This is a genomic window from Clostridium sp. UBA5712 (assembly GCF_002419845.1).
Classification (GTDB): Bacteria; Bacillota; Clostridia; order Clostridiales; family Clostridiaceae; genus Clostridium_J; species Clostridium_J sulfidigenes.
In genome coordinates this window covers 145,765-164,632 of sequence record NZ_DIGW01000007.1, presented here as the reverse complement: position 1 = coordinate 164,632, position 18,868 = coordinate 145,765, and the positions used below count along the sequence as shown (strand labels likewise).

The 18,868-nt window shown below is 30.6% G+C and carries 20 protein-coding genes; 2 read left to right on the top strand and 18 right to left on the bottom strand.

All coding sequences use genetic code 11. The features are described 5' to 3' along the window. Nucleotides 1–91 precede the first annotated feature (91 nt). From trmD to pta, 16 genes are all read right to left on the bottom strand, one after another. Nucleotides 92–817: a tRNA (guanosine(37)-N1)-methyltransferase TrmD gene (gene trmD / locus B3B03_RS03195; protein ID WP_035132765.1), complete on the bottom strand. Its 726-nt coding sequence runs from the start codon at nucleotides 815–817 to the stop codon at nucleotides 92–94. Continuing rightward, entirely contained in the window at nucleotides 817–1,314 is a 498-nt protein-coding gene (gene rimM / locus B3B03_RS03190; RefSeq protein ID WP_346876462.1) for a ribosome maturation factor RimM, read from the bottom strand. Before rimM ends, trmD begins: the two co-directional genes overlap by 1 nt. A 137-nt stretch (nucleotides 1,315–1,451) precedes the next feature. After that, on the bottom strand, nucleotides 1,452–1,679 hold the full coding sequence (locus tag B3B03_RS03185) for a KH domain-containing protein (RefSeq protein ID WP_035132761.1): 228 nt from the start codon (nucleotides 1,677–1,679) through the stop codon (nucleotides 1,452–1,454). Between the two features lie 29 nt (nucleotides 1,680–1,708). Then, on the bottom strand, nucleotides 1,709–1,951 hold the full coding sequence (gene rpsP / locus B3B03_RS03180; protein WP_035132758.1) for a 30S ribosomal protein S16: 243 nt from the start codon (nucleotides 1,949–1,951) through the stop codon (nucleotides 1,709–1,711). A 39-nt stretch (nucleotides 1,952–1,990) separates the two neighbouring features. Further along, nucleotides 1,991–3,352, bottom strand: coding sequence for a signal recognition particle protein (gene ffh, locus B3B03_RS03175; protein ID WP_346876461.1), 1,362 nt, complete (start codon nucleotides 3,350–3,352; stop codon nucleotides 1,991–1,993). An 11-nt stretch (nucleotides 3,353–3,363) separates the two neighbouring features. Then, nucleotides 3,364–3,711 (bottom strand): putative DNA-binding protein, encoded by a 348-nt coding sequence (locus B3B03_RS03170; RefSeq protein ID WP_346848355.1) that lies wholly within the window; start codon nucleotides 3,709–3,711, stop codon nucleotides 3,364–3,366. Nucleotides 3,712–3,781: 70 nt separating this feature from the next. Beyond that, nucleotides 3,782–4,693, bottom strand: a complete 912-nt coding sequence (ftsY, locus tag B3B03_RS03165; protein ID WP_346848354.1) for a signal recognition particle-docking protein FtsY — start codon at nucleotides 4,691–4,693, stop codon at nucleotides 3,782–3,784. Between the two features lie 11 nt (nucleotides 4,694–4,704). Next, the gene (gene smc, locus B3B03_RS03160; protein WP_346876460.1) at nucleotides 4,705–8,262 is read right to left on the bottom strand and encodes a chromosome segregation protein SMC; all 3,558 of its coding nucleotides are present in this window, start codon (nucleotides 8,260–8,262) and stop codon (nucleotides 4,705–4,707) included. A 217-nt stretch (nucleotides 8,263–8,479) separates the two neighbouring features. Then, nucleotides 8,480–9,565, bottom strand: coding sequence for an elongator complex protein 3 (locus B3B03_RS03155; RefSeq protein ID WP_346876459.1), 1,086 nt, complete (start codon nucleotides 9,563–9,565; stop codon nucleotides 8,480–8,482). Continuing rightward, nucleotides 9,558–10,256 carry a ribonuclease III gene (rnc, locus tag B3B03_RS03150; protein ID WP_346848351.1) on the bottom strand — a complete coding sequence of 233 codons (699 nt, stop codon included), beginning with the start codon at nucleotides 10,254–10,256 and terminating at the stop codon, nucleotides 9,558–9,560. The genes B3B03_RS03155 and rnc overlap by 8 nt, the downstream gene beginning before the upstream one ends. 149 nt (nucleotides 10,257–10,405) lie before the next feature. Beyond that, nucleotides 10,406–10,636, bottom strand: coding sequence for an acyl carrier protein (gene acpP, locus B3B03_RS03145; RefSeq protein ID WP_035132743.1), 231 nt, complete (start codon nucleotides 10,634–10,636; stop codon nucleotides 10,406–10,408). Between the two features lie 139 nt (nucleotides 10,637–10,775). Beyond that, a complete protein-coding gene (plsX, locus tag B3B03_RS03140; RefSeq protein WP_346876514.1) occupies nucleotides 10,776–11,768 on the bottom strand; it encodes a phosphate acyltransferase PlsX in 993 nt (330 codons plus the stop codon). Between the two features lie 100 nt (nucleotides 11,769–11,868). Then, nucleotides 11,869–12,051, bottom strand: a complete 183-nt coding sequence (gene rpmF / locus B3B03_RS03135; RefSeq protein ID WP_035132741.1) for a 50S ribosomal protein L32 — start codon at nucleotides 12,049–12,051, stop codon at nucleotides 11,869–11,871. 2 nt (nucleotides 12,052–12,053) lie between these two features. After that, complete coding sequence (locus B3B03_RS03130; protein ID WP_346848350.1) at nucleotides 12,054–12,554, bottom strand: DUF177 domain-containing protein; 501 nt, start codon at nucleotides 12,552–12,554, stop codon at nucleotides 12,054–12,056. Between the two features lie 243 nt (nucleotides 12,555–12,797). Further along, on the bottom strand, nucleotides 12,798–13,994 hold the full coding sequence (locus B3B03_RS03125) for an acetate kinase (protein ID WP_346876458.1): 1,197 nt from the start codon (nucleotides 13,992–13,994) through the stop codon (nucleotides 12,798–12,800). Between the two features lie 86 nt (nucleotides 13,995–14,080). Further along, nucleotides 14,081–15,082, bottom strand: coding sequence for a phosphate acetyltransferase (gene pta, locus B3B03_RS03120; RefSeq protein WP_346848349.1), 1,002 nt, complete (start codon nucleotides 15,080–15,082; stop codon nucleotides 14,081–14,083). A gap of 177 nt (nucleotides 15,083–15,259) precedes the next feature. On the opposite strand from pta, the gene B3B03_RS03115 reads away from it, so the two are divergent. Both B3B03_RS03115 and ylbJ read left to right on the top strand, forming a co-directional pair. Further along, complete coding sequence (locus B3B03_RS03115) at nucleotides 15,260–16,480, top strand: nucleotidyltransferase (protein WP_346848348.1); 1,221 nt, start codon at nucleotides 15,260–15,262, stop codon at nucleotides 16,478–16,480. Nucleotides 16,481–16,647: 167 nt separating this feature from the next. After that, entirely contained in the window at nucleotides 16,648–17,826 is a 1,179-nt protein-coding gene (gene ylbJ / locus B3B03_RS03110; RefSeq protein ID WP_346848347.1) for a sporulation integral membrane protein YlbJ, read from the top strand. Here ylbJ and B3B03_RS03105 read toward each other — a convergent pair. Both B3B03_RS03105 and coaD read right to left on the bottom strand, forming a co-directional pair. After that, nucleotides 17,823–18,374 (bottom strand): ATP synthase F0 subunit B, encoded by a 552-nt coding sequence (locus B3B03_RS03105; protein WP_035132729.1) that lies wholly within the window; start codon nucleotides 18,372–18,374, stop codon nucleotides 17,823–17,825. The two genes, ylbJ and B3B03_RS03105, sit on opposite strands and share 4 nt — an antisense overlap. Further along, nucleotides 18,374–18,868 (bottom strand): pantetheine-phosphate adenylyltransferase, encoded by a 495-nt coding sequence (coaD, locus tag B3B03_RS03100; RefSeq protein ID WP_035132727.1) that lies wholly within the window; start codon nucleotides 18,866–18,868, stop codon nucleotides 18,374–18,376. Before coaD ends, B3B03_RS03105 begins: the two co-directional genes overlap by 1 nt.

Here is an 18,868-nt window from a genome sequence, read left to right as displayed (position 1 = left end):
TATTATGACGTTCTTACTCACATTGGGTGACAGAGGACCGCCCGTACTAGCACAATCCTCATTTTATCACATAATATTTCAATGTGCAATATTATTTATCCTTTTTATGATGATTCTCCAGCAGCTTTTTATCTTCTTTAGTCAGTTCTACATTTTTATATAAGTCCCTTCTTCTCTCCTTTGTAATCAGTAATGATTTAAGTCTTCGCCACTTTCTTACATTTTCGTGATGCCCAGATATTAATACCTCTGGAACTTCATCTCCTTCAAAGGAAAAAGGTCTTGTATATTGAGGATATTCTAATAATCCTTCATAAAAGGATTCTTCTTCATAACTCTCATTACAGGATAGAACTCCTGGGATCATTCTAGCAATACTATCAACTACAGGTATGCAAGCCATTTCTCCCCCTGTTAAAACAAAATCCCCTAGAGAAATTTCCATATCTATATATTTATATACTCGCTCATCTATACCTTCGTAATGACCACATAAAAATATTAATTCCTCCTCTTTGGCAAGTTCTTTACATAACTCTTGATTTAAAGTCTTACCTCTAGGACCTAAAAATATAACTTTTCCTTTATTATTTTCTCTTAGATGTTTTATGGAGTTCACAATGGGTTCTGGGGTCATCACCATGCCTGCTCCACCCCCATAAGGGTAATCATCAACCTTTTTATGTTTATTAGTAGAGAAGTCTCTTATATTAGTAGTATTTATAGATAATATTCCTTTTTCCATAGCATTTCCTATGATACTATGATTAAATACCTGAAACATCTCTGGAAATAAAGTTAATATATCTATCTTCATTATTCAGACCATACCTTCACTGGTTTTATTACAATTTTATTATTTTCTATATCTACTTCTTCTACAATTGTCTTTAAAGCAGGAACTAGCACGTCTTCTTTTCCTTCTGATTTAATCCAATATACATCATTACTTCCCGTTGCAATAACATCATATACTTTCCCTAATTCTTCTCCATCTGTATCATAAACATAACAATCCATTAAATCTGCAACATAGTAGCTACCCTCTGGTAATTTTATAGCATCTTCTCTTTTTACTTGAAGATATTTATTTCTATAAATTTCGGCTTCTTCAATAGAATCAATTCCTTCTATTTTTAATATAGCTCTATCCTTTTGAAGCTTAACTGATGTAATTTTTATTTCTTTATCATCTATGTATACCTTATCTAAGTCTCTAAATCTTTCTAAGCTATCTGTTAGAGAAAGTACCTTAACTTCTCCTCTTACTCCATGGGGCTTAGTTATCTGCCCAACGCTCATCAATTCCCTCATCATATATCTCCTCACTATTTAATTACTTAATATTATTAACATAAAAAATTTTCATAAACTCTGTTTATTATAATAATTCTTTGTAATTCTTGTCAACTACAATATATAAAAAAATAAGAGCTAGGTATTCCTAACTCTTATATTATTTCTACAACAACTCTTTTATTTTCTTTAATCGCTGCTGCTTTAACAACAGTTCTAATAGACTTAGCTATTCTTCCCTGTTTTCCAATTACTTTCCCCATATCTTCTTCAGCAACCTTTAATTCTAAAATTATAGAATGCTCTCCAGCAATTTCATTTACTTGCACTGAATCAGGGTTATCAACTAATGACCTTGCAATAATTGTAAGTAATTCTTTCATGGATTGCGCCTCCAATCAATTAAACTTTCCTATTTTATTCCTGCATTGTTGAAAAGTCTTTTAACTGTGTCTGTTGGTTGAGCTCCATTTTTTACCCATTTAACTGCTTTCTCTTCATCGATTTTAACAGTTACTGGCTCTGTAGTTGGATTGTAGTATCCAATCTCTTCAACAAATCTTCCATCTCTTGGAGATCTTGAATCAGCAACAACTATTCTGTAGAAAGGAGCTTTTTTAGCACCCATTCTTCTTAATCTTATTTTTACTGCCATTATATTTTCACCTCCTTCAAAGGTTATGTGTATTTGAACTTAGAAAGGTAATTTTCCAAACAAGCCTTTTTTACCAAATTTACCAGCCTTGCCTCCCATGCCCTTCATCTGTTTCATCATTTTTTTCATCATCTCGAAGTCTTTTAAAAGTTTATTTACTGCTTGAATAGTTGAACCTGAACCATCTGCAATTCTCTTCTTTCTAGATGGAGAAGAAGACACTATGCTTGGATTTTTTCTTTCCTTTGTAGTCATGGAATGTATTATTGCTTCCATGCTGCCCATATTTTTCTCACTTTGTGAAAAATCCACACCCTTTAATTCCTTTGCATTAAAGCCTGGAATCATTTCAACCAACTTGCCCATAGGTCCTAAATTTTTCATTTGATTCATAGTCTCTAAAAAGTCCTCAAGATTGAATTCTTGATTCATCATTCTGTTACCGAGTTCTGTAGCTTTCTTCTCATCGATAGCTGATTGAGCTTTCTCAATTAAAGAAAGTACATCTCCCATACCAAGTATTCTTGATGCCATTCTCTCTGGGTGGAAGATTTCCAAATCTGTCATCTTCTCTCCCATACCTACATATTTTATAGGTTTTTCAGTGATTGCCTTAATTGATAGTGCAGCACCACCTCTGGTATCACCATCCAACTTGGTAACGATAACTCCTGTAATATCTAGTGTATTATTAAAGGTTTCAGCTACATTTACTGCATCTTGACCTGTCATAGCATCTACAACTAATAAAATTTCTGATGGATTTATTGAAGCTTTTATATCTTCAAGTTCTCCCATTAGCGCTTCATCTATGTGAAGTCTTCCTGCCGTATCCACGATAACTACATTAGCTCCAATGCTCTTAGCATGTTCAATGGAAGCTTTTGAAATATCTACTGGGCTATTTTTATCTCCCATAGTGAATACAGGTACATCTATTGACTTTCCTACAACTTGTAGTTGTTTTATAGCTGCTGGTCTATAAACGTCACAGGCTACTAGTAATGGCTTTTTATTGCTTTTTCTAAGATTTAGAGCCAGCTTTCCTGCCATGGTTGTTTTACCTGCACCTTGGAGACCAACTAACATTATCATTGTTATTCCATTGTTGACAAATTCTATTTTCTTTTCAGTGGTTCCCATTAACTCAGTTAATTCTTCATTAACTATTTTAACTACTTGCTGACCTGGTGTTAAACTTTCCATAACTTGATCACCAAGACATTTTTCACTGACAGACTTTACAAAGTTTTTAACAACTTTATAATTTACATCCGCTTCTAAAAGAGCAAGTTTTACTTCTCTCATAGCTTCTTTAATATCTTTCTCTGAAAGCTTACCTTTACCCTTTAGCTTTTTTATGGTCTCTTGTAATTTGGAAGATAGTCCTTCAAAAGCCATATGAAAACCTCCTATACATTCTCTTCTATATCTTTAATTATATGGTCTATTTCTTTTTTTATATTTTCTTCAGAAGTAGTACCTTTTAACCCTTTTAATTTGTTAATAATTTCAGTCTTAGAGTTTTCTATAGCTAAGGTTTTTTTCATTAAGTGAAGTTTACTTTCATACTCTTCTAAAAGATTACCACATCTTTTAATTAAGTCATGAATTGCTTGCCTACTAGTATTATTAACTTCTGCTATTTCTGATAGAGATAAGTCATTATTATAATATAAATCCATAATATCTCTTTGTTTATCAGTAAGTAATGAGTTATAAAAATCTAGTAAAATTGATATTTCAACTCTTTTTTCCATATAATCACCCAACTCACAAAACTTATATTAACAAATTAATTTTAAGCTGTCAAGTATTTTTACTTAACAGTTAAAATAAAGCTTCTACAAAATCTCTAGAATTAAATTCTTGAAGATCATCTATACCTTCCCCTACTCCTATATATCTAACTGGAATATTTAAAGTATGTTTTATAGAGATAACTATACCACCCTTAGCTGTACCATCTAGCTTTGTTAGAATTATACCATCTATAGGACATACCTCCATAAATTGTTTTGCTTGAATAACTGCATTTTGTCCAGTAGTAGCATCTAAAACTAGTAAAGTTTCCTTTTTAGCTTCTCCATACTCTCTATCGATAACTCTATTAATCTTTCCAAGTTCATCCATAAGATTTTTCTTATTATGAAGTCTACCTGCAGTATCACAAATTAACACATCAACTTTTCTAGCCTTTGCAGCCTGTACTGCATCGTATATAACAGCTGCTGGATCTGAACCCTCTTGATGTTTTATCAGATCCACATTAGCTCTATTACTCCAAACTTCTAATTGATCTATAGCTGCCGCTCTAAAAGTATCTGCTGCTGCTAATAAAACCTTATAATTATTATTTTTTATTCTAGCAGCCATTTTTCCAATTGATGTAGTTTTTCCTACTCCATTAACACCAATGACTAATCTTACTTCTGGTGTTGATTCAGGTATTATTGAGGTTTCATAGTCTCCTAGCATATCCATAATTATAGATTTCATAGCTGGAAGTATTTCTTCAGTATCATTGATTCTTTCAGAAACAACCTTTTTTCTAAGCCTTTCAATAATTTCTACTGAGGTTTCTACCCCTATATCGCTAGTTATTAATACTTCTTCTAGTTCTTCATATAAATCATCATCTATTGTAACTGCAAGTTTTAATACTTGAGTCACTGCATCATTTATAGTATTTCTAGTTTTGCTAAGCCCCTGTTTTAACTTATCAAAAAATCCTCCAAACATATTAATCCTCCTTATTCCTTATTAAATTCCATGGATACTACCTTAGATACACCCTTTTCTTCCATAGTAACTCCATAAATCATATCACTGGTTTCCATGGTTCCTTTTCTGTGAGTTATTACTATGAATTGTATGTTTTCAGAGAATTTTTTTAAAAATTCTCCATATCTAAGTACATTAGCATCATCTAACGCAGCCTCAATCTCATCTAGTATACAGAATGGAGTTGGCTTCATCTTTAGTATTGCAAATAGTAGTGCAATGGCTGATAAAACCTTCTCTCCTCCTGAAAGTAGATTTATATTTTGAAGTTTTTTTCCTGGTGGCTCTACATCTATTTCAATCTTACAGGTTAGCTCATCATCACCTTGAAGACTTAAATCAGCACTTCCACCCTTAAATAACTCCTTAAAAGTGTCATTGAAGTAAATCCTGAGCTGCTTAAAATTCTCCATAAACACATCTCTCATCTTTTCAGTTATCTCGCCTATGAATTCAATTATTTCTTCCTTAGACTTAACTAAATCTTCCCTCTGTGTGCTCATAAAAGTATACTTTTCATTTACTTCTTTAAATTCTTCTATGGCTCCTAGGTTAACTACTCCAAGAGCAGTTATTCTCTTTTTCAATTCTGCAACTTCATTCTTTAATATAGCTATATCATAACCCTCTAGTTTAAAACTTAATCCTTCTGCAAAGGTAAGATTATACTCTTCATTAAGCTTCTTCAATAGAACTTCTTCTTCTGATTCAATTTTAGCCAAAGAAATCTGATTTTTATGAATTTCTTTTTCTAGTTTATCTAATTGTAAATCAATATCTTCAATTTTTGAAGTTATAACTGGAATTTTATCTTTTATCTTTAACTTTTCTACTTGGGTTTCTTCAAAAAACTGCTCTAACTCCTTAAGTAACTTAATAATTTCCTTAGTATTTTCAGTACTTTTAGATATGTTTATTCTATATTCTTCCTTAGCTAAAGTGGATGTTTCTATATTTTTTAAATTGCTTTCAATTAGCCTTTTCTCAATATCTACTGCCTGGGTCATCCTATCTAATTCTTGAATATTATTACTTATAACTTCTAAAAGCTTTGCTTTATTTATTTTTATAGAGGTTAATTCATCTTTAATGGCATCTATATATAAATTTTTGCCTTTAGTTTTATTGTTATGCTCATCATATTGACCTTCTAATTCAATTACCTTATCTTTAAGCTCAGTTAATTCCTGCTGTGAAAAAGTTAATTTAGCTTTTAAGGCTTTAATTTTCTCCTCTTCCTTACCCAGATTTTCGCTAGCTTTTTGAAGTTCTCTTTTGTTTCTTAGTTCCTCTTCTGTAACCCTTGATATTTCACCCTTAATCTTTGTTATATTAATACTCTCGTAATGTATTTCATCTCTTAAGTTAAGACCTCTATCATCTAGTTCTTTAATCTTAACATTAACTGATGTTATTTCTTCATTTTTAAGAGCAACTACTCCGTGACTTTCTTCTACTTCCTCAGTTAATTTTTCAATTTCTCTCTTTCTACCAATTACGTTAGCATTTTTAGAATAACTTCCTCCCGTTAGTGATCCCCCCGGATTAAAGACTTCTCCATCTAAAGTAACAATTCTATATTTATAGCCACAAACTTTAGATATATGCAGTCCATTATCCATAGTATCACATACAAGAGTTTTGCCCAAAACTTGATCGATTACACCCTTAAATTTATCTTCAAATTCTATAAGTTCACTAGCTATGCCTATATATCCCTTAGTATCCCTTACAGTTTTATCTACCAATAGGTTCTTACCCTTTACTATATTTACAGGCATAAAGGTTGCTCTTCCTATTTTACTACTTTTCAAGTAATTAATAAGATTTTTTGCTATGTGTTCATCCTTGGTGACAATATTAGATATGCTAGCTCCCATAGCAATCTCTATAGCTCTTTCAAATCTCTCTGGAACCTTTATTATATCTCCAAGTACATAGCAATCCTCATTTGCTCTATAATCTTTACTATTCTCTATGTGTTGCATTAGAAGTTTTACAGATCTATTGTATCCTTCATAGGAATTCTCTAAAGTTACCAAAGCATTTAGCCTAGCTTCTTTATTTCCTTGCTCTCTCAATATTTCTTTTAATTTTTTTTCTAAGATCTCTAAGTCATGCTTACACTTAGATAGTTTTTTTCTATTTTCCTTAACTTCCTCTTCATATTTCTCAATACTAATACTAGCCTTATTCTCTTCTTCTATTAAATGATTCTTAGTCTTGTTATTTATTAATATAGAATTTTTAAAAGTTTGAACATCTAATATTAAATTTTCTACATTTCCACTACTAATTTCGATATTATTTTTTAAAATATCTATTTCGCTAGTTTTAGAATTAATATTATTATAATACTTGAATTTTATCTCTTCTAATTCCTTCAATTTATTATTATCACTAGTCACACTATTTAATACATTTGTTAATTCTAATTGTTTTTTTTCTATTTTATTATTTATGTCTAATTCTTCTTCTTTTAAGGCAGCAATACTCTTTCTTTGGTTTTCTATTTTCAAATACGACTCTTCAAGATATTGATTTTTTTGCAGTATTTCACTGTTTAATCTATTTATACTGTCTTCTAAATGTAATATTTTTTCTTCAAAGAGTTTAACTTCTCCAATTACTCCTTGATGTTTATTTTGACTTTCATAATAAATCTTTTTCTTTTCTTCTAAAATATTATTTAAAGCTTCTAGCTCTTCATTATTATTTTCATAAGCTAGTTTTAATTCATATTTTTCTTTCTTCAAGGTTTCTATATCTGTAGTTACAGCATTTATTGTGTTGTTGTATCTATCTATGTTAATTTTAGTTTTTTCCAAAAAATCTATGATTATATTAACTTCCTTTACTTTTATCTCTTTAGAAGCTTCTAAAAATATTTTGGCTTTTTCACAATCTTCTTCTAAGGATGGAAGCCTTTCTTCATAGGTAGAAATAATATCATTTATTCTAATAAGATTTTGCTCCGTGTTATCTAGTTTCTTCTCAGCCTCTTCTTTTCTTGTTTTATATTTTACTATACCTGCGGCCTCTTCTAATAACTTTCTTCTATCCTCTGACTTAGCACTTAAGATTGCATCAATTTTACCTTGTCCTATTAATGAATATCCTTCCTTACCTATACCTGTATCCATAAATAAAGCTTGTACATCTTTTAATCTACACACAGTATTATTTATTAAATACTCACTTTCACCTGATCTATATAATCTTCTTGCAACGGTTACCTGAGAATAGGCTATATCTAAGTCAGAATCGCTATTATCTAAAGTAAGAGAAACTTGAGCAAGCCCTACAGGTTTTCTATATTGAGTACCTGCAAAGATTACATCTTCCATTTTATCTCCTCTAAGATTCCTAATACTTTGTTCACCCAGCACCCACCTTACAGCATCTGAGATATTACTTTTTCCACTTCCATTAGGACCTACAACTACAGTTACACCTTTTTTAAATGTAAGCTCTGTCTTATCTGCAAAGGATTTGAATCCTCTTATTTCGATAGATTTTAAGAACATCTATTCACACTCCTAAGCTCCTAAGATTATAGGTAAAATAAGTACTGCAGCCATAGCAATGCATATACAAGTAGTTATTATTTTTATATACTTTTCTCTTTTCTTCTTAGTCATCCTCATAAAATCCACTCCTAACTTTAATTTAAAGAAGATATCCTATAATCTTACTAGGATACTTTAAAATATATATTTACTTTAGCCTATATAATCAAAAGTTTTATTGATATTTAAGTTTTAAATAATCCTTCTGATTAATTATATCTAACTTTGTACCATTATAAAACCCTATGGAAGACTTTCCTATATTTCTTTCTTGAGTTACAAAAATTTCTTTACTCTTTAATTTTTTTAGAAGCAGATTAAAATATTGCTTTTTATTAGAATAAAGCTTAGATATATCTTTAGGGTTTATATATATTTTGAACTTATCCATTTCTTTATCTTTATAGTAATCATAAATCATATCACAGTAGACACTACTCTCCACCAGCTCTCTAAAAGCAGGATGAAAAGGTCCATCTACCACATCTCCATCAGCACTAATCTCCTCTGTAGGTTGAAGTCCAATTCGGATAACCTTTATATCATTACCCTCCATCATTCCATAGACTATCTTACTTATATCTACAGCTTCCTCTAAAGTATATGGTTTATATAAGCCTTCCCTTAAGAGCTTTTCCATAGGAGTTTCCTTAATAACTAGGGATGGGTATATCCTACAGATATCTGGATTCATAGAAATACTTTTTCTTGTAGTTTCAATATCCTTCTCTCTTGTATCTCCTGGGAGTCCTAGCATAATTTGATGCCCTAAGGTAAATCCATATTCTTTTATTAATTTCGACGCCTTCTCCACATCTTCTGAACTATGCCCTCTTCCTGATTTATGTAAAACTTCTTCATCTAAGGATTGAACTCCTAATTCTATAATATCTACATCAAAACTTTTTAGGTGGTCTAAAATCTCTTGGTCTATATAATCTGGTCTTGTGGACAATCTTATAAATTTAATCTTTCCTATTTTTTTATAGTTTTGAGCTACTGATAATAGGTCTCTTTGGATGCACATATTAATTCCTGTAAAAGTACCACCGAAAAATGATACCTCAATTATAGCATCACTACTATCTATAGTTTCTAAATAGTCCTCTATGGTTTTTTTTACATAAGCACCATCTACATTTCCTGCGCTACCTGTTGACCCTACATCTCCTGTAATACTATCCTGATTACAAAACACACAAGTATGAGGACATCCTATATGAGGCACAAATATAGGTATAATATAATGATTCTTACTCACTAATATCACCCCTCTTAATTAAAACTTCCCTAGCGGCCATTTGTTCAGCTTCTTTCTTACTATACCCTGAGCCACTTCCTTTAGCTTCTCCATTAATCAAAACCTTCACAAAAAATTCTCTTCTATGAGGTGGTCCTTCAAAATTAATAAGAGAATAAGAAATATCTACATCTCCATTCTTTTGTAATATTTCTTGAAGCTTTGTCTTATAGTCTAAAATTATCTCATTTTTAACTGCTTTAATAATAATTGAGTTAAAGTTTTTAAGGACAAATTCCTTAGTTACTAAAAGTCCTTCATCTAAGTATACTGCAGCAATAATAGCTTCTACAGCATCAGCTAAAATTGATACTCTAGTTCTACCACCGGTTAATTCTTCACCTTTACTCATATAAATGTATTTTCCTAGTTCCCACTTCTTAGCTATTTCAAATAAAGAATTTTCACATACAATTAAAGCTCTTACCTTAGTAAGGTATCCTTCTGTTTCATTTATGTGATTAGTAAATAAATATTCAGATATAATTAATTCTAAAACTGTATCTCCTAAAAACTCTAATCGTTCATTGAATGCAGCGTTTCTTTCATTAGCGTAAGAACTATGAGTTATTGCTGTTTGTAATAAAGTTAAATCTTTAAAGTCAATACCTAATTTATTTTTTAATTCTAATGTACTTTTTAATATTTTCATCTTTTTACCTCTTTCGCCAAGGTTTATTCTTCAATTTATCTAAATAACCTACTAACTTAATATTATTATTCAAGTAAATAAACTCAAGTGGATAAATTCAAGAATAAATCTAAAAATAAGGTTCCGCATTTCTACGGAACCTGCTGATATTATTCTTCTACTCGTGCTTTTATGTAGTCAACTACATCTCCAACACTAGTTATTTTTTCTGCATCTTCATCAGGGATTTCCATGTCAAATTCCTCTTCAAGGGCCATAATTAACTCAACTAAGTCCAATGAGTCTGCTCCTAAATCATCAACAAATCCAGAGTCCATAGTTATATCATTTTCATCTATGCTTAGTTGCTCCGCGATTTTTGCTCTTATCTTTTCAAACATTTTATATACCTCCTAAAAATTCAATATAATATCACTATTTAATATAATAGCATATTGGATAATAATCAACTGTTTATTTTCAAATACTATATTATAATATACTAAACCTACAAAATTTTATTCACTTATTTTAATTTTTTTATTTTTCTTCTTTAAAAGCATCTTTAACTTTATCTAATACTTTTGTATCATAATAGGTTTTAGAAAGTTTAATTGCATTTTTTAAAGCCTTGGCATCGGAGCTTCCATGAGCTTTTATGCAAATACCATCAACCCCTAAAAATGCAGCTCCACCGTATTCTTTATAGTCATAGTGCTTTTTAAATCTCTTAAATACAGGCTTTAATAATAGTCCACCTATTTTTGTTGTTGCGGAACTCATTATTTCATTTTTAAGCTCACTTAGAATGGTTTCTGCAACACCTTCATACATCTTTAATACGGTATTCCCTACAAAACCATCACATACAAGGACATTTACCTCTCCTTTAGGAATTTCTCTCGGCTCTACATTTCCTATAAAATTTAAATTCTTTTGTTTTAAAAGTTGATAAGCTTCCTTGGTTAATTCATTTCCCTTTTCTTCCTCTGATCCTATATTTATAAGACCTACAGTAGGATTTTCAACAGATAATACACTTTCAAAGTATACCTTACCCATTTGAGCAAACTGAGTTAAATAATGGGGTTTACAATCTGCATTAGCTCCTACATCTATTATCATAAATGGACCATTTTTACCTGGCATAACTGGTGCTAGTGCTGGTCTGCTTATCCCTTTAATCCTCTTTACAATAAGAGTACAGCCCGCTAAGAAGGCTCCTGTACTTCCAGCAGATACAATGGCATCTGCTTCCTTATTCTTAACTAATTCTAAAGCTTTAACAAGAGATGAATCCTTCTTAGTCTTTAGAGCTTTTACTGGTGCTTCATTAGTTGAAATAATTTCAGTAGTATTTAAAATAGTTATTCTTCCTTTGGTATATTCATATTTTTCTAATTCTTTTTTTATAAGATCTTCTTGACCTGTAATTATTATATCTATATCATATTCTTTTTGTGCAAGAACACAACCTTCTACTATAGCTTCAGGTGAATTATCTCCACCCATTCCATCAACTACAACCTTCATAGTAACTCCTTTCATAATTTTAAAATATTTAAATACATTATATATTTTTTTCATTTAAATTTCCACATAAAAATAAAAAGAAAGTCTATCGACTTTCTTCTTATTCCTCAGTTGAAACAACTTCTCTATTCTTGTAGTAACCACAGTTCTTACAAACTCTGTGAGCAAGCTTCATTTCGTGGCATTGAGGACACTCTACTATTCCTGGTAAACCAAGTTTAAAAGTTTGAGCTCTTCTTGAATCTCTTCTTGCTTTTGAAAATTTTCTAGCTGGATTTCCCATTATTACACCTCCTTATGGTTAGAAAACATTTGTGATAGCTTTTCAAGTCTAGGGTCTACATAAAAATCAGTACAAGAACATTGTCCTAAATTTAAATCTTTCCCACAAGTCTGGCATAAGCCTTTGCAATCCTCTTTACATAACCTTTTAACAGGTAATTCAAGGAGAATACTGTTTTCAATAATTTCATAAATATCTATATTCTCAGTATTGGTTGAGATAATCTCACAATCATCAGTGTTTGATATTTCTTCTTCTATGTGCACCTTAACTTCATAAGAAAAAGCTTTTGCACATCTAGAACAATTTAATAATACTTCAGTATCTACGTCACCAATAAGTTCTATAACTTCCTTTTTGCGACGCAAAAACCCATTAAACTTAATAGGCTTGGAGTATTTTACCATTTCACTACCATCGTAAAACTTATCTTTCTCAATTTCGATATCTATATTCTTTCTCTCATAGTTCTTATCATTTAAATCTTTAAAGTTTATAATCATAACAACACTCTGAAAAAACATAATATACCTGTTTTTCCTCATATAACTAAGACTAGTTATATATAATGCAAAATGCATAGCTTGAGTAAAGCTCCAACTTCCCTCCTTAAGTTAATTAAATATATCATTCAAACACAAGTTATTATATAAATTATACCGATAAAAGTCAAGGTAATTTACACATGTATATTTTTTCCTTAAGATAAAAAGCTAATTTTTTACTCAAGCACATAAATATTTTTACTATTTTGAAGTAAGTTCTTTAGTATCTCTTGCTATTACTAACTCTTCATTTGTAGGAATAACAAATACTTTTACTTTAGCTCCATCTTTGCTTACTTCTGTAGATTTTCCTCTAACATTATTCTTAGCATCATCTATTTCAATACCTAAGAATTCTAAGCCTTTGCAAATTTCTGCTCTAGTTTCTATAGCATTTTCTCCAAGTCCTGCTGTAAATACAACTGCATCTACTCCGCCCATTGCTGCAGCATAAGCACCAATCATTTCTCTTACTCTGTAGTTATATACATTTAAAGCAAGAATAGCTCTTTCATTTCCTTCTTTAGCAGCATCTTCTATGTCTCTAAAGTCACTACTTACTCCTGATAATCCAAGAACTCCTGATTGTTTGTTCATTAAATTATCAACTTCTTTAGCTGTCATTTTTCCTTCATTCATTAAGAATGTAACTATAGCAGGGTCAATGTTTCCACATCTAGTTCCCATTGCTATTCCTTCAAGTGGAGTGAATCCCATACTTGTATCTACACAATGGCCATCTTTTATAGCAGCTAAGCTAGCTCCGTTTCCAAGATGACAAGTGATGATTTTAACATCTTTTATGTCTTTGCCCATTAATTTAGCACATTCTGCTGATACATATTTATGTGATGTTCCGTGGAAACCATATTTTCTTATTCCATACTTAGTGTATAGCTCATATGGTAGTGGGTACATATAAGCAGTTTTTGGCATTGTTTGATGGAATGCTGTATCGAATACTGCAACCATTGGAGTGTTTAGCATTAAGCTCTTGCAAGCATTAATTCCAATTATGTTTGCTGGATTATGAAGTGGTGCAAGTTTTACACACTCTTCTAAACTTTCCATAACTGCATCATCAATTACTACAGATTCTGAATATTTTTCTCCACCATGAACAACTCTGTGTCCTACTGCTGATATTTCATCCATTGAAGAAATAACTCCATGGTTACCATCTACTAATGCATCTAAAACTAATTTTATTGCATCTTTATGGTCAGCCATTGGTTGCTCTATTATATATTTATCTCTTCCTGGAACCTTTTGAGTTAAAATTGAACCTTCAATTCCTATTCTTTCAACTAATCCTTGTGCTAAGCTCTCTTCTGTTTCCATGTTTATTAATTGGTACTTTAATGAAGAACTTCCACAGTTTATTACTAATACTTTCATTCTCATTTCCTCCTGACGCATTTGTAATATATTAATATATCATTATATTAGATTACAATATATTTTTAATTAAATCAATATAATATTTATTTGCTATTTTGCGCTTGCACTGCTGTAATTGCTACAACATTTACTATATCATCTACACTACATCCTCTTGAAAGGTCGTTTATTGGTTTTGCAAACCCTTGACATACTGGACCTATAGCTTCAGCTCCTGCAAATCTTTGAACTAATTTATATCCAATATTTCCTGCTTGTAAATCTGGGAATATTAAAACATTAGAATTTCCTGCTACTGTACTATTTGGTGCTTTAAGACTTGCTACTTTATCAACTATAGCTGCATCTAATTGTAATTCTCCATCTATTGCAAGATCTGGTCTAGCTTCTTTTGCCATTCTTGTAGCTTCAACAACCTTATTTACATTTTCATGTTTAGCACTTCCCATAGTTGAGAAAGATAACATTGCAACCTTTGGATCTATTCCACATAGAGTCTTTGCATTTTCTGCTGTACTTATAGCTATTGATGCAAGCTCTTCTGATGTTGGATTAGGATTAACTGCACAATCTCCAAATAATAGAGTACCATTATCTCCATATGAAGAATTTTCAAGTTCCATAACGAAGAAACTTGAAACAACTTTTATTCCTGGAGCTGTTTTTATAATTTGAAGTCCTGGACGTAATAAATCTCCTGTGCTATGTACTGCTCCTGAAACTAATCCATGGGCATCTTCTAGTTTAACCATCATTGTTCCATAATAAACTGGGTCTTTAACTGTTTGTAATGCTTTTTCCTCTGTAACACCCTTATTTTTTCTAAGTTCATAAAATGCTTTTGCATACTCTGCAGTCTTAGGTGATACTTCAGGATCTACAATTTCAATTCCCTCAATATTTACCCCGAAATTCTTAGCATTTTCCTTAATCTTATCCTGGCTACCTACTAATATAACTTTAGCTATTTTATTTTTATGGATAATTTCTGAAGCCTTTAAATTTCTTTCTTCTTCACCTTCTGGAAGTACTATTGTCTTCATCTCTTGTTGTGCTAATTTCCATACCTTTTGTGTAAAACTCATTTTTTCTTACCCCTTTCAGTAAAAATATTCTAAATATCCCTTATTACTATACCCCTTTTCATATATATTTTTCAACCTCTATATTGAATTTTTTTGACTTAATTTAATAATTAGGCTATGATAATTAACATTTTTTTGATATAATCTATGGTTATATGAGTACAGGAGGTAATTTTAATGAAAATATCAGGAATTATTGTGGAATATAATCCTCTTCACAATGGACACCTTTTTCATATAAATAAAACTAAAGAATTGACTAATAGTGATTTAATTATTGCAGTAATGAGTGGAAACTTTAATCAAAGAGGTATTCCTTCTATAGTAGATAAATGGAAAAAAACATCAATGGCTTTAAATAATGGGGTAGATATTGTTTTAGAACTCCCTGCAATATACAGCCTATCTTCTGCGGAATTCTTTTCTTATGGTTCCGTAAGTCTTCTTAATAGTCTAGGGATAGTAGATTCAATTTGCTTTGGAAGTGAAGCAGGTGATATAGACTTTCTTAAAGAAGTATCTGATCTACTAGTAGAAGAACCTCCTTTATTCAAGTCCTTATTGAAAGAAGATTTAGATAGAGGATTACCTTTTCCAAAGGCTCGTTCTTCAGCTTTAATTCATTATTTAAATAAGAAAAATTACTATAATGAAAAAGACTTAGCTGATTATCTAAATTCTTCTAATAATATTTTAGGTGTTGAATACCTTAAGAGCATAAAAAAACTTCATAGTAATATTGTACCCTATACCATAAAAAGGGAAGGTGGAAATTACAATAGTACCAATTTAAATAATATCTTCTCAAGTGCTACTGCTATTAGAAAATCCTTGAAATCAAATACTTCAATGGAAGAATTAATATCTCATGTTCCTCCTAGTGTTTACGAGGATATGATAGAACTTAAAAATAAAAATTATAATTTTCCCTTTGATTACATGATGTATCCATATATAAAGTATAAGGCTATAACTAGCAAAAATAACTTTTTCGAATCAATTCCGGATGCTTCTGAAGGTCTCCATAATAAGATATTAGCTACCATAAAAGACGCTAAAGATTATGAACATTGTATTGAAATGATAAAAAGTAAACGATATACCTATACTAGAATCAGTAGAATACTATGTCAGTATTTTCTAGGCTTTTATGAATACAATACCTTAGAAATGCGTAAAGAGCCTTGTCCATATGCTCGTATTTTGGGCTTCACTAAACATGGAGCTATGGCATTAAAATCAATGAAGAACAATTCTTCTATACCAATATATTCAAAACTACCAAAGTATATAAACCCTACCTTAAAATTAGATTTACAATGCACTAGTGGCTATAGCATTCTAAATCCTTCCATAAGTGCTATGGAAGATTATCTACAAAGCCCTATTATATTATAAACATAATTCTTCAAGGAACCATACCAAAATAACCTAAATCATTAGATTAATTTTTAGTGAATTGTTTTGGAAGTACCTTGAAGATTTTATTTTACCTATATTTTGTTATCATATATTCCCAAGATAAAAAATATATTTAAGTATATCAATTTAAAAGGATTATTTAAATGAAGGCATTATTTTTTATTGTAATTGCGCTTATTATATTTTTAATATATTTATTATTTAGAAATTCATCAAAAAACCTTCTGCTTACAACAATATTTTCCCTCTTAATTATTTACATCATACTAAATCCTAAAGATTGCATAGCCTTTACTATAAATGGAGCTAAACTGTTTTTTTACTCAGTATTTCCATCACTATTCCCCTTCTTGGTCATAGTTAACTTAATTTTTTCTTTTGGGGGTATAGAAATTTATTCAAAATTTTTAGGTAAGATACTATGTACCCCTTTAAGACTACCAAAGGAGTGTAGTGTAGTTATTTTAGCTAGTTTGTTTTGTGGATATCCTCTTGGGTCCAGATATGCTTGTGAACTCTATGAAAGGAAGGTTATTGATAAACCAACTTTTGAAAGACTTTTAAATATAGCCACCAATGGAAGCCCTCTGTTTATTATAGGTACTGTTGGTACTGCAATGCTCCATAGTGCATTTTTGGGTTATATCCTTCTTATTTCTAATGCTTTATCTTGTATTGTTATGGGGTTAATATTACCTACTAAAAAGACTAATAAATATACTATATATAGTAATTCTTCTGTTGCTGCCACACAGATAAAAGAAAGCCCTAACTTCGGGGTAGCTATGAAAAATGCCCTTGAAGATGCTACCAAAACCTGCTTATCAATAGGTAGTTTTGTAGTTATTTTTTCTGTAATTATAAACATAATAAAAAGCAGTGGAATATATCACACTGCCCTTATTTCTTTATGTAGTTCTGGTATTATTAATTACAATCTACTTGATGGAGTCTTCCTTGGATTTATAGAAATTACAAATGGATGTAACATTGTAGCTATAAGCTCCTTAACTCTAAATATTAAAATTCTTATATGCAGCTTTTTAATAGGTTTTAGTGGGTTATCTATAACTTTCCAAGTATACTCCTTTGTTTACAAATATAAGGTATCAATGAAAAAATATATATTTCTAAAAGTTGTTCAGGGAATAATATGCACCTTGATAACATTGTTATTTTTAAAGCTACCATTTTCTCTAGTTAATCAGGAAACTTTTTTCATAAACAATACTATGCTATCATCTAAACCAGGGTTTTTGGTACTACTAATATTTATATTTTCTATCCCTGTAATATTTAAAAAGTTACGAGATTGTTTTTAGTCATTTCCTAATTCTTTAATATTTTCTCTTACCTTAGATGTAGTGGAAGAAATTTCTTTATATAATTTTACAAGCATTTCTTCCATTTCATTTTGTATAACTTTTAAAGACTCTTCTCCTATAATGTCTATATCCTTTTGTAAATTGCTTAAAGTGCTGTCTGCATAATTCATAACTCCAAATTTTAAATCCTTAGCTTGCTTATTAGCTTCACCTTTAATTTTTTTAGCTTCCTCATTAGCACTTTCTAATATTTCTTCTGCTTCTTTTTTAGCAGCTACTAACACATCACAGTTTTCATATTCTTGTTGTGCTCTTTTTCTACTATCCTGAATAATACGTTCTGCTTCACTTCTTGCTTCGTCTAAAATTATTTCTTTACGATTCATTAAATTTTTAGCTTCTTCAAATTCATCTGGTAGCAATTTTCTCATTTCATTAAGAGTTCTTAAGACTTCTTTTTTATTAATAGATACTTTACCTACTAAATTCTTTGGTGACATGTCAATAGTTTGTTGTAGATAATCTAATAGTTCTAATACCTTCACTATAATTCCCCCTCAAAACTTTTAGCTCTCTCTCTAATTTCATTTTCTAACTCTTTTGGAATTAATCCATCCAAGTGTCCCTTAAATAAAGCCACTTGCTTTATAGCTGATGAGCTAAGATAAGAGTACTTAGAGTTGGTCATCATAAACATAGTTTCTTTTGTTTTATCAAGCTTTTTATTCATTAGTGCCATTTGAAACTCATAATCAAAGTCTGACATAGATCTAAGTCCCTTAACCATTACATCACTGTCTTCTGCTTCCATAAAATCCACTAAAAGACCTGTAAAACTTTTTACTTTTACATTTGGTAAAGCTTTAACCACTCTCTCAATTTGATCAATTCTTTCTTCAATGCTAAACCATCCACTTTTGTTAGGATTTAGTAATACAGCTACTGTAACCTGATCAAATACGTATGAACATCTTTTTATAATATCTAAGTGACCATTTGTTATTGGGTCAAAACTGCCTGGATAAACTGCTTTAATCAT

What these genes read in the sequence shown, in the direction of transcription:
- ylbJ (WP_346848347.1), top strand. Translation starts at nt 16,648, where the DNA reads ATGAAGGCATTATTTTTTATTGTAATTGCGCTTATTATATTTTTAATA.
- trmD (WP_035132765.1), bottom strand. Translation starts at nt 817, where the DNA reads ATGAAGATAGATATATTAACTTTATTTCCAGAGATGTTTCAGGTATTT.
- B3B03_RS03170 (WP_346848355.1), bottom strand. Translation starts at nt 3,711, where the DNA reads ATGGAAAAAAGAGTTGAAATATCAATTTTACTAGATTTTTATAACTCA.
- coaD (WP_035132727.1), bottom strand. Translation starts at nt 18,868, where the DNA reads ATGATTAAAGCAGTTTATCCAGGCAGTTTTGACCCAATAACAAATGGT.
- rpsP (WP_035132758.1), bottom strand. Translation starts at nt 1,951, where the DNA reads ATGGCAGTAAAAATAAGATTAAGAAGAATGGGTGCTAAAAAAGCTCCT.
- B3B03_RS03125 (WP_346876458.1), bottom strand. Translation starts at nt 13,994, where the DNA reads ATGAAAGTATTAGTAATAAACTGTGGAAGTTCTTCATTAAAGTACCAA.
- plsX (WP_346876514.1), bottom strand. Translation starts at nt 11,768, where the DNA reads ATGAAGGTTGTAGTTGATGGAATGGGTGGAGATAATTCACCTGAAGCT.
- rpmF (WP_035132741.1), bottom strand. Translation starts at nt 12,051, where the DNA reads ATGGGAAATCCAGCTAGAAAATTTTCAAAAGCAAGAAGAGATTCAAGA.
- smc (WP_346876460.1), bottom strand. Translation starts at nt 8,262, where the DNA reads ATGTTCTTAAAATCTATCGAAATAAGAGGATTCAAATCCTTTGCAGAT.
- rnc (WP_346848351.1), bottom strand. Translation starts at nt 10,256, where the DNA reads ATGAAAATATTAAAAAGTACATTAGAATTAAAAAATAAATTAGGTATT.
- ffh (WP_346876461.1), bottom strand. Translation starts at nt 3,352, where the DNA reads ATGGCTTTTGAAGGACTATCTTCCAAATTACAAGAGACCATAAAAAAG.
- B3B03_RS03185 (WP_035132761.1), bottom strand. Translation starts at nt 1,679, where the DNA reads ATGAAAGAATTACTTACAATTATTGCAAGGTCATTAGTTGATAACCCT.
- ftsY (WP_346848354.1), bottom strand. Translation starts at nt 4,693, where the DNA reads ATGTTTGGAGGATTTTTTGATAAGTTAAAACAGGGGCTTAGCAAAACT.
- rimM (WP_346876462.1), bottom strand. Translation starts at nt 1,314, where the DNA reads ATGAGGGAATTGATGAGCGTTGGGCAGATAACTAAGCCCCATGGAGTA.
- B3B03_RS03130 (WP_346848350.1), bottom strand. Translation starts at nt 12,554, where the DNA reads ATGATTATAAACTTTAAAGATTTAAATGATAAGAACTATGAGAGAAAG.
- pta (WP_346848349.1), bottom strand. Translation starts at nt 15,082, where the DNA reads ATGAGTTTTACACAAAAGGTATGGAAATTAGCACAACAAGAGATGAAG.
- B3B03_RS03115 (WP_346848348.1), top strand. Translation starts at nt 15,260, where the DNA reads ATGAAAATATCAGGAATTATTGTGGAATATAATCCTCTTCACAATGGA.
- acpP (WP_035132743.1), bottom strand. Translation starts at nt 10,636, where the DNA reads ATGTTTGAAAAGATAAGAGCAAAAATCGCGGAGCAACTAAGCATAGAT.